Origin of the sequence: Micromonospora sp. NPDC005194, assembly GCF_040608335.1 — a bacterium.
In the GTDB taxonomy this organism is placed as follows: Bacteria; Actinomycetota; Actinomycetes; order Mycobacteriales; family Micromonosporaceae; genus Micromonospora.
This window is the reverse complement of record NZ_JBEXIA010000002.1, coordinates 187,741-203,233: the sequence shown is the minus strand read 5'-3', so window position 1 is coordinate 203,233 and position 15,493 is coordinate 187,741. Positions and strand designations below refer to the sequence as shown.

The window sequence follows — 15,493 nt, the reverse complement described above, 5'->3', positions numbered from 1 at the left end:
GTGCAGCCGAGACCGCTTACCGTCCGCTACTTCGCCGGTGCGCGCGCCGCAGCCGGCCGCGCCGAGGAGGTCACCCCCGCCGGTCGGTCACTCGACGACCTCACCACCGAGCTGGCCCAGCGGCACGGCGACCGGCTCGCCGCCGTGCTGCGGGTGGCCAGTTTCCTCGTGGACGGCGTCGCCTGTCATGATCGTCGGGCACCCCTGCCGGGCGGGGCCACGATCGATGTCCTGCCCCCGTTCGCGGGCGGCTGAGGGGGGCGCACACATGTTGGCGGTTCTGGGGTTCATGGGCGTCCTGGCGCTGGTCACCGGGCTGATCCACCTCTACCTGTGGAAGCGCCTCATCCGGGACACCACCACGCCGGGTCGCTGGCGGCGGATCGGCGGGATCGCCGCCGGAGTGCTGGCGGTGCTCGTGCCGGCCACCCTGGTCGGCACGCAGGCCGGCCTCTACTGGCTCGCCTGGCCCGGCTACCTGTGGCTCGCGGTGATGTTCTACCTGCTGGTCACGCTCGTCGTGCTGGAAGTGCCGATGCTGGTCGTCCGGCTGGTGCTGCCCCGCCGGGTGACCGCCGCCGAGCCGACCACCGCCGCGCCCGAGCCGGTGCTGGTCGGGGCCGCCGGGCCCGCCGATCCGCCGGCCACCGGCGCCGTGACGGCACCGGACCACGACCCGGCCCGCCGTCTGCTGCTGGCCCGCGGAGCCGCCATCTTCGCCGGCCTCACCGCCACCGGCATCACGGGGTACGGCGTCCGCACGGCACTCGGCCCGCCCCAACTCGACCGGGTGCAGATCCCCCTCAGCAAGCTCCCGCGCAGCATGGACGGCCTGCGCATCGCCACCGTCTCGGACATCCACCTCGGCCCCCTGCGCGGGCGGGCGCACACCGAGCGGATCGTCGCCGCGATCAACCGTCTCGACGCGGACCTGGTGGCGGTCGTCGGTGACCTGGTCGACGGCTCGGTCGCCGAGCTGGGCCCGGCCGCCGCGCCGCTGCGTGACCTGCGCTCCCGGTACGGCAACTTCTTCGTCACCGGCAACCACGAGTACTACTCCGGGGTGGAGGAATGGGTCCAGGAGGTGGACCGCCTCGGCCTGCGGGTGCTGCAGAACCGTCGGCAGGAGATCCAGGCCCGGGGCGGTGTGCTCGACCTGGCCGGCGTGAACGACCTGGACGCGGACCCGGCGGGCACTGGCCTCGCCGCCGGTCCGGACTTCGCCGCCGCCCTCGGTGACCGCGATCCGAGCCGCCCGGTCGTCCTGCTCGCGCACCAGCCCCTCGCCGCGAAGCAGGCGGCCCGCTACGGCGTCGACCTGCAGCTCTCCGGGCACACCCACGGCGGGCAGGTGGTGCCGTTCAACCTGGTCGTCGGCCTGGCGCAGCCGGTGGTCAGCGGTCTCGGCGAGGTCGACGGCACGAAGGTCTACGTGACCAACGGCGCCGGTTTCTGGGGTCCGCCGGTGCGGGTGGGCGCCAAGCCGCAGATCAGCCTCGTGGAGCTGCGCTCGGCATAGCGGACGTCACGTCCGCGCGTGGCGGAGGGCGGGCGGCGCGACGGGCGTGACAGGATGCGGCGTGCCCCCGTTCAGCGCCGTACCCCCCGGTGGCCTCCCGCCCTTCGTCGCGGACCTGCACATCCACTCGAAATACTCGCGCGCGTGCAGCCGTGACCTGACGTTGCCGACCCTCGGGTGGTGGGCGCGGCGCAAGGGCATCGCCCTGCTCGGCACCGGCGACTTCACCCATCCCGCCTGGTACGACCATCTGACCGAGACGCTGCGGCCGGCTGAGCCGGGGCTCTACCGGCTCGCCCCGGAGGCGGAGCGCGACATCGCCCGCCGGCTGCCGCCGCGACTCGCCGGCACGACCGACGCGGACGCGGTCCGGTTCATGTTGAGCGTGGAGATCTCCACCATCTACAAGCGGGACGACCGGACCCGCAAGGTGCACCACCTCATCTACCTGCCCGACCTGGAAGCGGTGGCCCGGTTCAACACCGCGCTCGGCCGGATCGGCAACCTCGGCTCCGACGGCCGCCCGATCCTCGGCCTGGACTCGCGGGACCTGCTGGAGATCACCCTGGAGGCGAGCCCGGACGGCTATCTCGTCCCGGCGCACATCTGGACGCCGTGGTTCTCCGCGCTGGGCTCGAAGTCCGGCTTCGACGCGATCGCCGACTGCTACGCCGACCTGGCCGAGCACATCTTCGCCGTGGAGACCGGCCTCTCGTCCGACCCGGCCATGAACTGGCGCGTCGGCAGCCTGGACGGCTATCAACTGGTCTCGAACTCGGACGCGCACTCGCCGCCGGCCCTGGGCCGGGAGGCCACCGTGCTGACCGCCGAGCGGGACTACTTCGCCGTCCGGGAGGCGCTGCGCACCGGCGACGGCCTGGCCGGCACCATCGAGTTCTTTCCGGAGGAGGGCAAGTACCACGCGGACGGGCACCGGCTCTGCGGGGTCAACTGGTCCCCGGAGCGCACCCGGGCCGCCGGGGGGCGCTGCCCCGAGTGCGGCAAGCCGCTCACCGTGGGCGTCCTCAGCAGGATCGAGGAGCTGGCCGATCGACCCGACGGGCACCGTCCTGCACACGCCCGAGAGGTCACCCACCTGGTGCCGCTCGCCGAGATCCTCGGCGAGATCAACAAGGTGGGTGCCCGGTCGAAGAAGGTCGAGGGGCGACTCAACGAGCTGCTCGCCGCGCTCGGTCCCGAGTTGGAGATCCTGACCACGACGCCGTTGTCGGACATCGCGCAGGCTGGCGGCGAACTGCTCGCGGAGGGCATCGGGCGGCTGCGGCGTGGCGACGTACGCCGGGTGCCGGGTTACGACGGCGAGTACGGGGTGATCACGCTGTTCGACCCGGCGGAGCTGGGCTCGCAGGAGACCCTGTTCGACGTACCGGTGCCGGCGCAGCGACGACCCGCGGAGCCGGCGGCCAAGGCCACGGCCAAGCGCCCGGCGGCGGCCAAGGCGGAACCGAAGCGCAAGCCGGCCCCGGCGCCCGCGCCGCCGATCGCGTCGCCGCCGTCACCGCACGAACCGTTCGAGCCGATGCTCTCCGGCATGGAGGAGGTCGGCACCGGCCTGCTAGACCGGCTGGACGCCATGCAGCGGGTGGCGGCGTCCGCGCCCGGTGGGCCACTGCTCATCGTGGCCGGCCCGGGCACCGGCAAGACCCGGACGCTGACCCACCGGATCGCGTACCTGTGCGCGGAGTTGAACGTCTTTCCCGAGCGCTGCCTCGCGATCACGTTCACCCGACGGGCCGCCGAGGAGCTGCGGCACCGCCTCGACGGTCTGCTCGGCCCGGTCGCCGAGGACGTCACCGTGGGCACGTTCCACGCGCTGGGGTTGACCATCCTGCGGGAGAACGCCGACGCGGCGGGCCTGCCGGCCGGGTTCCGGATCGCCGACGACGCCGAGCGGGCGGCGGCGAAGTCGGAGGCCGGCGACGATCTCGCCGGCTACACGGCGCTGCTGCGCAAGCAGGACCTGGTCGACCTGGACGAGCTGGTGAGCCTCCCGGTGGAGCTGCTGCGGGCCGACCGGAAGCTGGTCGAGCGGTACCGGAACCGCTGGCAGTGGATCTTCGTCGACGAGTACCAGGACGTCGACGCGGTGCAGTACGAGCTGCTGCGGCTGCTCAGCCCCGCCGACGGCAACCTCTGCGCGATCGGTGACCCGGATCAGGCGATCTACTCGTTCCGGGGCGCCGACGTCGGCTACTTCCTGCGCTTCTCGCAGGACTTCACGGATGCCCGACTGGTCCGGCTCAACCGCAACTACCGCTCGTCCGCGCCCATCCTGGCCGCCGCCGTGCAGGCCATCGCACCGTCCTCGCTGGTGCGGGGCCGGCGGCTGGACCCGGCCCGACTCGACCCGGAAGCCCCACTCGTGGGGCGGTACCCGGCGGCGTCGGTGGCCGAGGAGGCCGACTTCGTGGTGCGTACCGTCGACGAGCTGGTCGGCGGCCTGTCCCACCGTTCGCTGGACTCGGGCCGGATCGACGGCCGGTCCACCTCGCTGTCGTTCTCCGACATCGCCGTGCTGTACCGCACCGACGCGCAGGCCGCCCCGATCGTGGACGCCCTGACCCGGGCCAACATCCCGGTCCAGAAGCGCTCGCACGACCGGCTGCGGGACCGGCCCGGCGTGGCGGCCATCGCCCGCGAGCTGCGGCACGCCGACGGGCTGGCCGGCTCGCTCGCCGCCCGGGTGCGCCTGGCCGGTCAGGTGGTCGCCGAGCGGTTCGCGGTGCCCACCCTGGACGGCGCCGGCAGCACGGTCCGCCCCGACGACGTCCGCTCGGCGGTGGACCTGCTGACCCCGCTGGCCCGCCGCTGCGGCGACGACCTGGAGACGTTCCTGTCGCAACTGGCCACCGGCGCGGAGGTGGACGCGCTCGACCCGCGCGCCGAGGCGGTCACCCTGCTCACCCTGCACGCCGCGAAGGGCCTGGAGTTCCCGGTGGTCTTCCTGGTCGGCGTCGAGGACGGGCTGCTGCCGTTGCGCTGGCCGGGCTCGACGCCCGACGAGGACGCGGTCGCCGAGGAACGCCGGCTCTTCTTCGTCGGCCTGACCCGGGCCCAGGACCGGCTGTACGTCAGCCACGCCGCCCGCCGGACCCGGCACGGCGTGGAGCGTGACTGCGCACCCTCGCCGTTCCTCACCGCGATCGACCCGGGCCTGTTCGAGCGGTTCGGTGAAACCGAGCCGCGTCGCCCCAGGGATCGCCAACTCCGCCTGATCTGAGCTACCCGGGGGCTGGGTGCCGTCGGCGTGGCGCGCTCGTGCCTAGTCACGCCGACGAGCGGTATACCTGAAAGTCATATTTATGACTTTCAGGTATACCGCTCGTGCGGACGACCGCTACCGGCGATGTCACTAACGGTGATTGCCCGCCGCTGAGCCCGGCAGTCGCGGCAACCGGCGCGTCGGCCACACGTTCAGCCCTGGTCAACCGATGAGCACGGCGAGCCAGGTGCCCGTCAGCAGGGCCGGTCCGAGGGGCAGCAACGTTTCGCGGTGGATTTTTCGAGCTGCTAGCAGGGCAAGAACCAGGACACCGTGCAGCAGGTGCGGCAGGAGCAGCCCGGCCAGCACGGCATCGCGGCCCAGCCAGCCGAGCGGCAGCCCGAGGACCGCTGCGAGTTTCACGTCCCCGAAGCCCAGCCGGGACCTCGGCAGCAGGGCCAGCAGCACGTGTGACGCGCCCGCGACCGCCGCACCCCCCAGCGCGCCAAGCAGCCGGCCAGGAGTGCCGGCCAGCAGCGCCGCCCCGGTCAGGCCCCCGAGGGCCACCGTGCCGGCGACCGCGACCAGCGGATCGGGCAACCGCAGGCACGCCAGGTCGACCACGGCCAACACCAGCCCCACCGCCGCCACCGCGAGCAGGACCGGCAACGCCGGGTCGTCACCCCGCGCGACGGCGAGCCCCACGAATACCACGGCCGCCACCGGTGGGCTCAGCCAGGCGCCGCGCCGCAGCCGGGCCGGGGTGGTGAAGCGCCGGGCCAGTGGGGGTACGACGAGACCGGCCGCCCCACCGAGCAACGCCACCCCCACCAGCCCAGCGGCCGACATGAGCCGGAGGTTACCGCCGGTCCGCCGTCGATGCGGTCCCCGTTCGTGATCCCGTGCCCGCCCGACGCGGGCGTTCCGTGCTCACCACCAGGGCCACCCCGGCGACGATGACCGCCCCGCCGAGCAGCACCCGCCCGGTGATCGGCTCGGCCACCAGCAGCGCCCCGAGCGCCACCGCGACCGCAGGGTTCACGTACGCGTACGTCGAGACCAGCGAGATCGGCGCGTTCTGCAGCAGCCAGACGTACGCGGTGAAGGCCACCAGCGAGCCGGCCACCATGAGGTAGCCCAACGCCAGCCAGGACCGGGTGCTGACCGCCGCCGGGTGGAACTCGCTCAGCTCGCCCCGGCCGGCGGCGACAACGGCCAGCGCCACCGCGCCGGCCACCATCTGGTACACCGTGCCGACGAACGGGTCGGCGGGCACCCGGATCCGTCCCGACAGGAACGACCCGACCGACCACGCGATGGCTCCCACCACCACCGTCAGCGCGCCGACCAGCGGGACCGCGTCCGCGCTGCCGGCGGGCAGCACCAGCAGGACCAGACCGACGAAGCCGAACGTGACCCCGGCGAACGTCCAGACCGGGGGCCGGTCACCGGTGGCGGAGCGCAGCAGCACCACGAGCAGCGGCACTGTCGCCACCAGCAGCGCGGCGATTCCGGACGGCACCGCCACCCCGGGCGGCCCGGATTCGGCGAGCACCACCAGGCCGTTGCCACCGGCGAGCAGGAGCACACCGACCAGCGCGGCGGAGCCGAGCTGCCGACGCTGCACGCGAAGCGCGCCCGGCCCTCGGCGCAACCGCAGCACCACCGCCAGCACCAGGCCGGCGACGGCGAACCGCAGGGCGGCCGACAGCAGCGGCGGCAGCGTCTCCACCGCGACCCGGATGGCCAGATAGGTGGAGCCCCAGAGCAGGTAGACCACGATCAACGCGGTCCAGACCAGGGTTGGCTTGGCGGCGGCGCGGCGGCCGGGCAGGGCGGCGGCGCTCGGTGGAGATGAGCTCATCGGTGGACCACGCTACGGTGACCTCGGAGTCGGCGTCGCGCATTGGTGGCCGGCCTCTCACCAGATGTGCAGGAGGGCGGCATGACGAACTACGGACCACCGGGTGAGGGCTTTCGAGGCCCGTGGCGTGGGCAACGGCCCGACGAGACGCCCGGCCGGCCGCCGCAGCAGCCCTATCCGTCGGGCCCCGAGCCCTACCCGCCGACGGTCCAGGCCTACCCGCCCGCCCCTGCGGAGCGCCCCGGGTCCTACGGGGACGGTCCGTACGGCGGCGTACCGGCGAGGCCCTACGGTGCGGGGCCCTCGTACGGCGGGGAGCGCGGGACACCGTACGGGGCCGAGCCGTCCGGGGCGCCCTACGGCGGCGGGCGGTACGGCGGGGAGACCGGGGCGCCCTACGGTGGCGCGTACCCGCCGGCCGCGGCGAACCCCCCGTACGGCGGAGAGCCGTACCGGCCCGACGACGGCCCGTACGGCGGTGACCCCGCACCCGACCCGTCCGGACGCGGCAGAGGGCCGCTGATCGCTGTGGTGGCCGTCGTGGTGCTGCTGGCGCTGGCCGGTGGCGGCGCGTACTGGTTTCTCGGCCGGTCCGACGACCCGGCCGCCCCGGTGGCCGCGCCGACCGTTTCGGCCGGTGTCGGGGCGCCAAGCGCGGACGTGACCGAGCCGGCCGAGCCGGTGCCGAGCGCCGCCGCACCGGAGTCGTCGGCCGACCCGCGGTTCGTCAAGGTCGGCCAGTGCGTGCGCAACGACGGGGCGGCCGGCGGCAAGCCCAAGCTGCTGATCAGCGGCTGCACAGCGAAGTCGTACGAGGTGCTGCGCCGGATCGACGGCGCGACCAGCGGCGAACGCGACGCCGAGGCCAAGTGCGCCAAGGTCGACGGCTACACCAACTGGTACTTCTTCGACAGCGAGCTGGACACCCTCGACTTCGTCCTCTGCCTGAAGCAGCGCTGACCACCCACCCCCTGGGGATGACATGACGACCTACGGACCATCGGGTTCCGGGCAGCCGGACGACCCGTACCAGCGCCCGCCGACCGGCCCCGATGGCCCGCCCCCGGTCGACCCGACCGTCCCCCAGTGGGGTCCGCCGCCACCGCAGCCACCGCAGTGGGGCCCGCCGCCGCAGCCGGCGCAGTGGGGTCCCCCGCCGCAGCCGGCGCAGTGGGGTCCGCCGCCGCAGCCCTCGGAGTGGGACGCACCGCCGGGCCCGTTCCCACCCGCCGGGCCCGCACCCGGCGAGACGGCGGCGCCGTGGCCTCCGCAGGCGCCCGGCGGGTACGGGATGCCACCCGCCCCGCCGGCGAGAAGGAGCGGCGGGAAGATCGCCCTCATCGTCGCGCTGGTGGTCCTGCTCCTGCTCTGTCCCTGTCTCGGCCTCGTCGGCTGGGCGGCGTGGAAGGTCGCCGACAGCGACAGCGACTCTGCCGCACCAGCCCCGTCGCTGAGCGCACCCGTCGTCCCGCCGGGCCTGCCCAGTGACGCCCCGAGCCCCGTCCTGCCATCCCCGGACGAGGAGGAGTTCGCCAAGGGGGACTGCGTGGTCAACGACGGCAGCGAGGACGACGCGGACCTGCGCAAGGTGCCGTGCGGCCCGAACACCTACCAGGTGCTGCTGCGCATCCCGGCGACCACCGACGGGGACCGGTGCGAGACGCTCGCGCCGCAGGCGACCGCGAACTACGTGCACGACAACGCGATCGACGTGTTCGATTACGTGCTCTGCCTGAAGAAGCGGTGATCCTTGCGCAAACTAGGGCTGTCTAGCGTGGACGCTAGACAGCCCTAGTTTTATCTCGACGGCCGCAACACGCCGGTAGCCTCATCTATCCATATCTAGCTTCGCAGCTAGAGGGCCCGATACTCTGCGATGCGTGGATCCGGTCCGCAACCCGTACGCCCCTGGCGCCGGCCAGCGCCCGCCCGAACTCGCCGGGCGGGGGCGGGAACTGGACGTCTTCGACATCGTGCTGGAGCGCATCGCCCGCGGTCGGCCCGAACGCAGCCTCATGCTCACCGGCCTGCGCGGCGTCGGCAAGACCGTCCTGCTGAACACCCTGCGTTCCCAGGCGATCAACCGGCTCTGGGGCAGCGGCAAGATCGAGGCCCGGCCGGACCAGTCACTGCGCCGCCCGGTCGCCGCCGCGTTGCACATGGCGGTCCGCGAACTCGCCCCCCGGCACCGCGCCCCGGACCGGATCGACGCCTTCCTCGGGGTGCTCAAGGCGTTCGCCCAGCGGTCCACACCGACCGGCCGCGCCGGGACCCCGTCCAAGCTGCGCGACCGGTGGCAACCCGGCATCGACGTGCCCGCCGCCAGTGGCCGGGCCGACTCCGGAGACATCGAGATCGACCTGGTCGAGCTGTTCAGCGACGCCGCAGCCGTGGCCAGTGACGTGGGCACCGGCGTCGCGCTCTTCATCGACGAGATGCAGGACCTCGGGCCGGAGGACGTCTCCGCGCTCTGCGCCGCCTGCCACGAACTGTCCCAGATCGGCGCGCCGCTGATCGTCGTCGGCGCCGGGCTACCGCACCTACCGGCCGTGCTCAGCGCCGCCAAGTCGTACTCGGAGCGGCTCTTCCGCTACCAGCGCATCGACCGGCTCGATCGGATCGCCGCCGACCAGGCGCTCTGCGCGCCGGCCGAGCGCGAGGAGGTGGAGTACGAGCAGAAGGCGCTCGACCTGCTCTACGAGAAGTCCGGCGGCTACCCGTACTTCGTCCAGGCGTACGGGAAGGCGACCTGGGATCATGCGCCACGGTCGCCGATCACCGCCGCCGACGTCCGGGTCGCCGCCCCCGAGGCCGAGGCCGAGCTGGCGGTCGGCTTCTTCGGCTCCCGGTTCGAGCGAGCCACCCCGGCCGAGCGCGAATACATGCGGGCGATGGCCACGCTGTCCCTGGTGGAGGGCGAGTCCGGCGGCGTGGCCCGTGACGACATGGACGCCGCGGTGCCCACCGCCGAGATCGCCCGCGCTCTCGGCCGGAAGCCGGCCAGCCTCTCCCCGGCCCGCGACGCGCTGATCAAGAAGGGGCTCATCTACTCCGGCGAACGGGGCACGGTGGCCTTCACCGTTCCGCACTTCGGCCGGTACCTGCGCACCCAGCCAACCTGACCGCCGCGCCCGCCAGCGCGTTCAGACCCTGGACCAGGGCGCCGGGAAGACCACCTCACCACGCGGCGGTGGACCCTCCTCGCTGGTGGACGGCGGCAGCACCAGCGCCTGCCAGGGCTCCCCGAGCCCGGCCCACGGGCTGGTGAGGCCCAGCTCCGCGGCCGGCCCGAAGCCGAAGCGGCGATAGAACGCCGGGTCACCGAGGACCACGACCAGCCGCTCGCCCAGCTCGGTGGCGGCGTCCAGCGCGGCCTGCACCACCGCGCTGCCGTGCCCGACCCGCTGTCGGTGCGGCGCGACCGCCACCGGCCCGAGCGCCAGGGCCGGCGCGACGGCACCGCGATCGGGCCGCACCCGCACCCGGGTGAGCAGCGAGTATCCGACGACCTCGCCGCCGTACTCGGCAACCATGGCCAGCTCGGGCAGCCAGGCGTCGGTGCCGCGCAGGTCGTCGACCAGCCCCACCTCCGGCGGCGTCTGCACCTCCGGTCGGGCGAACGCCGAGGCCAGCACCCGACGCACCGGGCCGGTATCGGCCGGACCTTCGGGGCGGAGCCGCAGCGTCGTCACCCGCGCGACGTTACCCGTGACGGCCCGTCCATCAGCGATGGTCGCTCGAATCGGCGTGGCGCACGTGCACATCGGCCGATCCGGATCCGGCGGTTGCCGGGGTAGCAAACGCCCCGACGGGGTATGACTGATCCATGACGCCCGTACGCTCCCTTGCCCGCGCCATGCTGAGCGGCATCTTCGTGGTCAGCGGGTACCGCAATTTCCGCAACCCGCACCGGCTCGCGGAGACCGCCAAGCCGGTCACCGACCGGGTCGCGCCGCTCCTGCAGAAGGCGCACCCGAACTTCCCCACCGAGACCGAGACGTTGATCCGACTCAACGCGGCGGTGCAGGTCGGCGCCGGGCTGATGCTGGCCACCGGGCGGTTCAGCCGGCCCGCCGCGCTGGTTCTCGCCGGCACGTTGGTGCCGGTCACCCTCGCCGGGCATCCGTTCTGGAAGAACGACGACCCGATCGCCAAGAACAACAACGAGATCCACACCCTGAAGAATCTCGGGCTCTTCGGCGGCCTCCTGCTCGCCGCCGCCGACACCGGTGGCAAGCCGGGCATCCGCTGGCGTACGGGTCACCGCATCGGCCACTCTCGACGTTCCATGCAGCGCGCCGTCCGCACCGCCCGCCGCGAGGCCCGGATCGCCGTCCGGTCAGCGGCCACCGCGCGTCGACTTCCCGGCTGACCTGCCTCGATCTGCTTCGGTGTCACCCCCACCCCCCGCTAAGGCGACGAATTACCTGAACCACCCGGTAGGCGTTAACGCGGTGGAAATGTCAAAAACATGTGTGGGATCGGACACGGTCGCATAACGCGGGAGGCACTGACGTGAGGCGCCGTTCTAGGCTCCGTGCAGGACCTGGACGGGTAGGACGACCTTGGTACGGGGGTGGCCACGCCATGCCGACGGCTGTCGGTAGACGGGCGGACCGCGTCGCCCCAGTTCAACGCATGACGCGGGGGATCGATCGCAGGAACGTCGTACGGGGCGCCATCGTGGCCGCCGTCGCCTATGCCGCATGGCTCGCCATCGGTGAGTTCGGGCGACCGTACAACTTCTTCGACATGAAGATCTACCACGGTGCGGTGGTGTGGTGGGCGAGCGGTCATGAGCTCTACGAGTTCATCGCGCCCGGCACCACGCTCGGCTTCACCTACCCGCCGTTCGCCGGGCTCGTCATGCTGCCCATGGCGCAGCTGCCGATCGACGCGGCGGGGATGGTCAACGCCCTCGCCAGCATCGCGACGCTGACACTGGTGCTGGCCGGACTGCTGCGCCCCATCGTGGACCGGTTGGCCTGGCCACTGTGGTTCACCGTGGCCCTGGCGGTGCCGCTCGCGCTCGCCATCGAGCCCAGCCGGGAGACGCTGGGCTACGGCCAGGTCAACCTCCTGCTGTTCGCACTGATCATGGCGGATCTGATCGGGCTGCGGTGGCGCTCGCGCCGAGGCACCCACTACGCCGCGACCGACGGCCCGTTGCTGCGCTTCCTCTACGGCGGCGCCTGGGCGGGTGCCGGCATCGGCCTGGCCACGGCGGTGAAGCTCACCCCGGCCTTGTTCATCGCCTACCTGCTGATCACCCGCCAGTGGCGGGTGGCGGCCACCGCGATCGGCACCACGATCGGCGTGACGATCGGGACCTTCGCGATCGTCGGCGACGAGTCGCGGACGTACTTCGGCAGCGTGCTCTGGCAGACCGAGCGGGTCGGCGCGGCCGACATGACGCCGAACCAGTCGCTCGCCGGCCTGCTGGCCCGGCTGTACGACTCGATCGAGACTCCCGGGCTGCTCTGGCTCGCCTTCTCGGTGCTGATCCTGGCGGTGGGTCTGTCCCGGGCGGCCAGCTCGCGCGCCGACGGTGACGAGCTGACCGCGTTCACGCTTGTCGGCCTGACCGCCAACGTGATCAGCCCGATCTCCTGGACGCACCACCTCATCTGGGTGATCCCGGCGATCATCGTGCTGGCCGACGCCGCCGTCCGTCGACGGGAAGCGAGCAGGGGTCTGGGGCAGCGCACCGGCCAGGGCGCCGCATTCGGTGGCCTGAGCGGGCTCAACGGTCTTCGCCCGCCGATCTGGTACCCCACGCTGACCGGGTTCCGGCACGGCGTCGCCGCCCTCGGCCTCTACCTGCTCTTCCTGATCTCGCCCATCTGGCCGTACGAGCACCAACTGCCGGAGGTGTCGCACTACCAGGACGGTCTGTTCGGGGCGCTGATGGAGAACTCGCTGGCCCTCGCGCTGATCGTGCTGGTCGCGGCGCTGCCCTGGCGGCCCGGCGCCGAGCCGGCGTTCTACGGCGAACGGCTCGCTCGGGCCGTACTGGTCAACGGCCGCCGCTGAGCGGTCAGGGACAGTTGACCCATTCCTCGGTGCCGTCGGCGAAGACCTGCCGTTTCCAGATCGGCAACCGGGCCTTGGCCTCGTCGACCAGCCGGGCGCAGGCCGCGAAGGCCGCGGCGCGGTGCGCGGTGCTCACCGCGGCGACCAGCGCCACGTCACCGATGGCCAGCGGCCCGACCCGGTGCGAGACGGCCACCGCGTAGACGTCGGGATCGGCGGCGATCTCGGCGGCCACCTCGCGCAGCACCTGCGCGGCGCTCGGGTGCCCCTCGTACTCCAGGCTCACCACCGGACGCCCGTGGTCGTGGTCGCGTACGACGCCCTGGAAGGAGACGACCGCGCCGGCCCGGCGGTCGGCCACCGCCGCCTCGTGCGCGGCGAGGTCGAGGGGCTGGTCGGTGACCTCGACGACGGTGATCGCCGGCGCGGTCACGACGCCCGCTCCCCGGGCAGCAGCGGCAACGGCACGATCGGCACCCGATCACCCTGCGCACCGTTGGTGCCCGGTCGGATGACGGCGAACCCGTCAGCGCCCGCGAGCCCGCGCAGCATCGCCGACCCGACGTGCCGCACCGGGTACGCCGTGCCGGCGGCCCGGTCCAGGCGGACCAGCGCGAGATGGGTGTGATCGCCGCGCCCGGGCACCGCCTCGGCCAGCGTGGCCTGGGGCAACACCGGCATCGAGCGACCCTGGAGCCCGGCGAGCAGCGGCGCGACCAGTGACACCAGCGCGACGATGGCGGACTGCGGGTTGCCCGGCAGGCCGGCGACGAACCGGACCCGCCCGTCGTGATCGGCCAGCCGGGCCAGCAGCATCGGGAAGCCGGGCCGGACCGCCACCGTGTTGACCACGTAGTCGGCGCCCAGCGCCTCCAGGGTCGGATGCAGGTGGTCGACCGGGCCGTACATCGTGCCACCGGTGGTGCAGACCAGGTCGGCGCTGGTCAGCGCCGCGCGCACCGCCGCCACGTGCGCGGGCAGCGTGTCGGCGACCGGGCCTACCACGTCCGACGGGCGGACGTGGCAGCCGTACCGACGTAGCCACGCGGGCACCGCCGGGCCCAGCGCGTCGCGCACCCGGCCCGCCCCCGGCGGACCGGACGTGAGCAACTCGTCACCGAAGACCAGCAGCGCGGCGCGCGGCGCCCGCCGGACCCGCAGCGTGTCGTGCCCGCAGGAGGCGGCCAGGCCGATCACCGCCGGGTCGACCGGCGTGCCGACCGGCAGAAGCTCCTCATCGGCGTACGCCTCCTCGCCCGGCTGACGCCACTCCGGCGTCGGCCGGGGCGTGCCGCTGACCAGGCCGCCCGTGACGGTGGACTCCTCGATGCGCAGCACGGCGGTGGCGCCCTCGGGCACCATGGCCCCGGTCGCGATCTCGACGGTCGTGCCGTCCTCGGCGAGTGGCGTGGGGGTGTTGCCGGCCAGCACCCGCCCGACGACGCGCCACGGCCCGGTGCCGCGCACCGCCCAGCCGTCCACGCTGGAGGTGGGGAACGCGGGCAGGTCGGTGCGGGTGGTCAGCGGCTCAGCCAGGGTCAGCCCGTCGGTGTCGACCAACGGCCGGGCGACGGCAGGCAGCGCGGCGGCCAGACCCACCGCGTACACCCGGGACCGTGCCTCCTCCCACCCTGCCGGCGGGGGCGCGGCGACCCGGCCCGCGGTTGGTGCGGTTTCCGTGCTCACCGACCGAGCCTATCGGGGCGGACCGACGCCCGCCGGGCCTGGGCGCGGACCGGCCGGTGGTCGCCGGCGCGGACCGATCAGTGGTCGCCGCCGCGAAGCTGGTCGACGGCGTGGCCGAGGATCGGCCCGAGCACGGCCAACCCGTCCCGGGCGCCGCCGGTCGAGCCGGGCAGGTTGACCACCAGCATCCGGCCGGCCACCCCGGCCAGGCCCCGGGACAGGACCGAGGTGGGCACCCGCTCGCGACTGTGCGACCGGATCGCCTCGGCGATGCCGGGGATCTCGTAGTCCAACAGAGCCCGGGTCACGTCCGGCGTCCGGTCGGACGGGGTGATCCCGGTGCCGCCGCTGGTCAGCACCACGTCGACACCGTCGCCGAGGGCGTCCCGCAGGGCGGCGCCGACCGGCTCGCCGTCGGGCACCACCACCGGCTCGTCGACCTGACAGCCCAACTCGCGTAGGCCGGCGACGAGCAGCGGGCCGCTGGTGTCGGCGTAGACGCCGGCCGCGGCCCGGTTGGACGCCACGATCACCCGGGCCTGGATCACGGCCGATCCTCCGGCCGGACCCACTCGCCGGTCTTGCCGCCCTCCTTGCGCAGCACCCGGACCGCCTCCACCGAGGCCGCCGGATCGACCGCCTTGACCATGTCGATCAGCGCCAGGCCGGCGACCGCGACCGCGGTGAGCGCCTCCATCTCGACTCCCGTCCGGTCCGCCGTGCGAGCGGTGGCGGTGATCTCCACGGTGTCCGCGGTCAGCCGCAGGTCGACGGTGACACCGTGCAGGGCGATCGGGTGGCAGAGCGGGATCAGCTCCGGAGTGCGCTTGGCCCCCATGATGCCGGCGAGCCGGCCGACCGCCAGCGCGTCACCCTTGGGCAACCCGTCGCGGTGCAGCAGGTCGACGACCTCGGGCGTGGTGCGCAAACGGCCCGCCGCGACGGCCACCCGGCCGGTCACCGGCTTGGCGGAGACATCGACCATGCGGGCCGCGCCGGCACGGTCGACGTGGCTGAGCTGCGCGGGTTCGGTCACGGCCGTGAGCCTATCGTCGCGGTACGACGCACCGGGGCTCGGAAGGGGCGGCGGCCCGGCATTCGCCGGGTGCGACAGCGCTCACCGGGCCGCGCCCCTTCCCTCGCTGGACCCGCCGCCGAGGTCGCTGGG

Annotated in this window: 14 protein-coding genes and 1 pseudogene; 8 read left to right on the top strand and 7 right to left on the bottom strand. The window is 73.5% G+C overall.

The features are described from left to right. From ABZU53_RS02480 to ABZU53_RS02470, 3 genes are all read left to right on the top strand, one after another. Entirely contained in the window at window positions 1-255 is a 255-nt protein-coding gene (locus ABZU53_RS02480; RefSeq protein WP_355063406.1) for a MoaD/ThiS family protein, read from the top strand. Window positions 256-268: 13 nt separating this feature from the next. Beyond that, window positions 269-1,519, top strand: coding sequence for a metallophosphoesterase (locus ABZU53_RS02475; RefSeq protein WP_355063404.1), 1,251 nt, complete (start codon window positions 269-271; stop codon window positions 1,517-1,519). 61 nt (window positions 1,520-1,580) lie between these two features. Further along, on the top strand, window positions 1,581-4,760 hold the full coding sequence (locus tag ABZU53_RS02470) for a UvrD-helicase domain-containing protein (protein WP_354855785.1): 3,180 nt from the start codon (window positions 1,581-1,583) through the stop codon (window positions 4,758-4,760). A gap of 204 nt (window positions 4,761-4,964) precedes the next feature. Here ABZU53_RS02470 and ABZU53_RS02465 read toward each other — a convergent pair whose 3' ends face one another. Both ABZU53_RS02465 and ABZU53_RS02460 read right to left on the bottom strand, forming a co-directional pair. Continuing rightward, window positions 4,965-5,591, bottom strand: a complete 627-nt coding sequence (locus ABZU53_RS02465; RefSeq protein WP_355063402.1) for a prepilin peptidase — start codon at window positions 5,589-5,591, stop codon at window positions 4,965-4,967. A gap of 10 nt (window positions 5,592-5,601) precedes the next feature. Next, a complete protein-coding gene (locus ABZU53_RS02460) occupies window positions 5,602-6,606 on the bottom strand; it encodes an EamA family transporter (RefSeq protein WP_355063400.1) in 1,005 nt (334 codons plus the stop codon). A gap of 504 nt (window positions 6,607-7,110) precedes the next feature. Here ABZU53_RS02460 and ABZU53_RS02455 point away from each other — a divergent pair. The 3 genes and pseudogenes from ABZU53_RS02455 to ABZU53_RS02445 form a co-directional block, all read left to right on the top strand. Then, window positions 7,111-7,566, top strand: a pseudogene (locus ABZU53_RS02455) (flagellar basal body protein FliL); the annotation flags it as partial. 331 nt (window positions 7,567-7,897) lie between these two features. Then, a complete protein-coding gene (locus ABZU53_RS02450; protein ID WP_355063528.1) occupies window positions 7,898-8,353 on the top strand; it encodes a hypothetical protein in 456 nt (151 codons plus the stop codon). Window positions 8,354-8,486: 133 nt separating this feature from the next. Further along, window positions 8,487-9,728, top strand: a complete 1,242-nt coding sequence (locus ABZU53_RS02445) for an ATP-binding protein (protein ID WP_355063398.1) — start codon at window positions 8,487-8,489, stop codon at window positions 9,726-9,728. Between the two features lie 21 nt (window positions 9,729-9,749). On the opposite strand, the gene ABZU53_RS02440 is transcribed toward ABZU53_RS02445, so the two are convergent. Next, window positions 9,750-10,298: an N-acetyltransferase gene (locus ABZU53_RS02440; RefSeq protein WP_354855781.1), complete on the bottom strand. Its 549-nt coding sequence runs from the start codon at window positions 10,296-10,298 to the stop codon at window positions 9,750-9,752. A 134-nt stretch (window positions 10,299-10,432) separates the two neighbouring features. Here ABZU53_RS02440 and ABZU53_RS02435 point away from each other — a divergent pair, with 134 nt between their 5' ends. Further along, the gene (locus ABZU53_RS02435; RefSeq protein ID WP_354855780.1) at window positions 10,433-10,978 is read left to right on the top strand and encodes a DoxX family protein; all 546 of its coding nucleotides are present in this window, start codon (window positions 10,433-10,435) and stop codon (window positions 10,976-10,978) included. A gap of 215 nt (window positions 10,979-11,193) precedes the next feature. Beyond that, window positions 11,194-12,639 (top strand): glycosyltransferase 87 family protein, encoded by a 1,446-nt coding sequence (locus ABZU53_RS02430; protein WP_354855779.1) that lies wholly within the window; start codon window positions 11,194-11,196, stop codon window positions 12,637-12,639. Between the two features lie 4 nt (window positions 12,640-12,643). On the opposite strand, the gene ABZU53_RS02425 is transcribed toward ABZU53_RS02430, so the two are convergent. The 4 genes from ABZU53_RS02425 to moaC form a co-directional block, all read right to left on the bottom strand. After that, window positions 12,644-13,072, bottom strand: a complete 429-nt coding sequence (locus tag ABZU53_RS02425; protein WP_355063396.1) for a molybdenum cofactor biosynthesis protein MoaE — start codon at window positions 13,070-13,072, stop codon at window positions 12,644-12,646. Next, entirely contained in the window at window positions 13,069-14,325 is a 1,257-nt protein-coding gene (locus tag ABZU53_RS02420) for a molybdopterin molybdotransferase MoeA (protein WP_355063394.1), read from the bottom strand. The genes ABZU53_RS02425 and ABZU53_RS02420 overlap by 4 nt, the downstream gene beginning before the upstream one ends. Window positions 14,326-14,402: 77 nt before the next feature. Next, window positions 14,403-14,873, bottom strand: a complete 471-nt coding sequence (locus ABZU53_RS02415; RefSeq protein ID WP_355063392.1) for a MogA/MoaB family molybdenum cofactor biosynthesis protein — start codon at window positions 14,871-14,873, stop codon at window positions 14,403-14,405. Continuing rightward, the gene (moaC, locus tag ABZU53_RS02410; RefSeq protein WP_354855775.1) at window positions 14,870-15,361 is read right to left on the bottom strand and encodes a cyclic pyranopterin monophosphate synthase MoaC; all 492 of its coding nucleotides are present in this window, start codon (window positions 15,359-15,361) and stop codon (window positions 14,870-14,872) included. The genes ABZU53_RS02415 and moaC overlap by 4 nt, the downstream gene beginning before the upstream one ends. Window positions 15,362-15,493 lie beyond the last annotated feature (132 nt).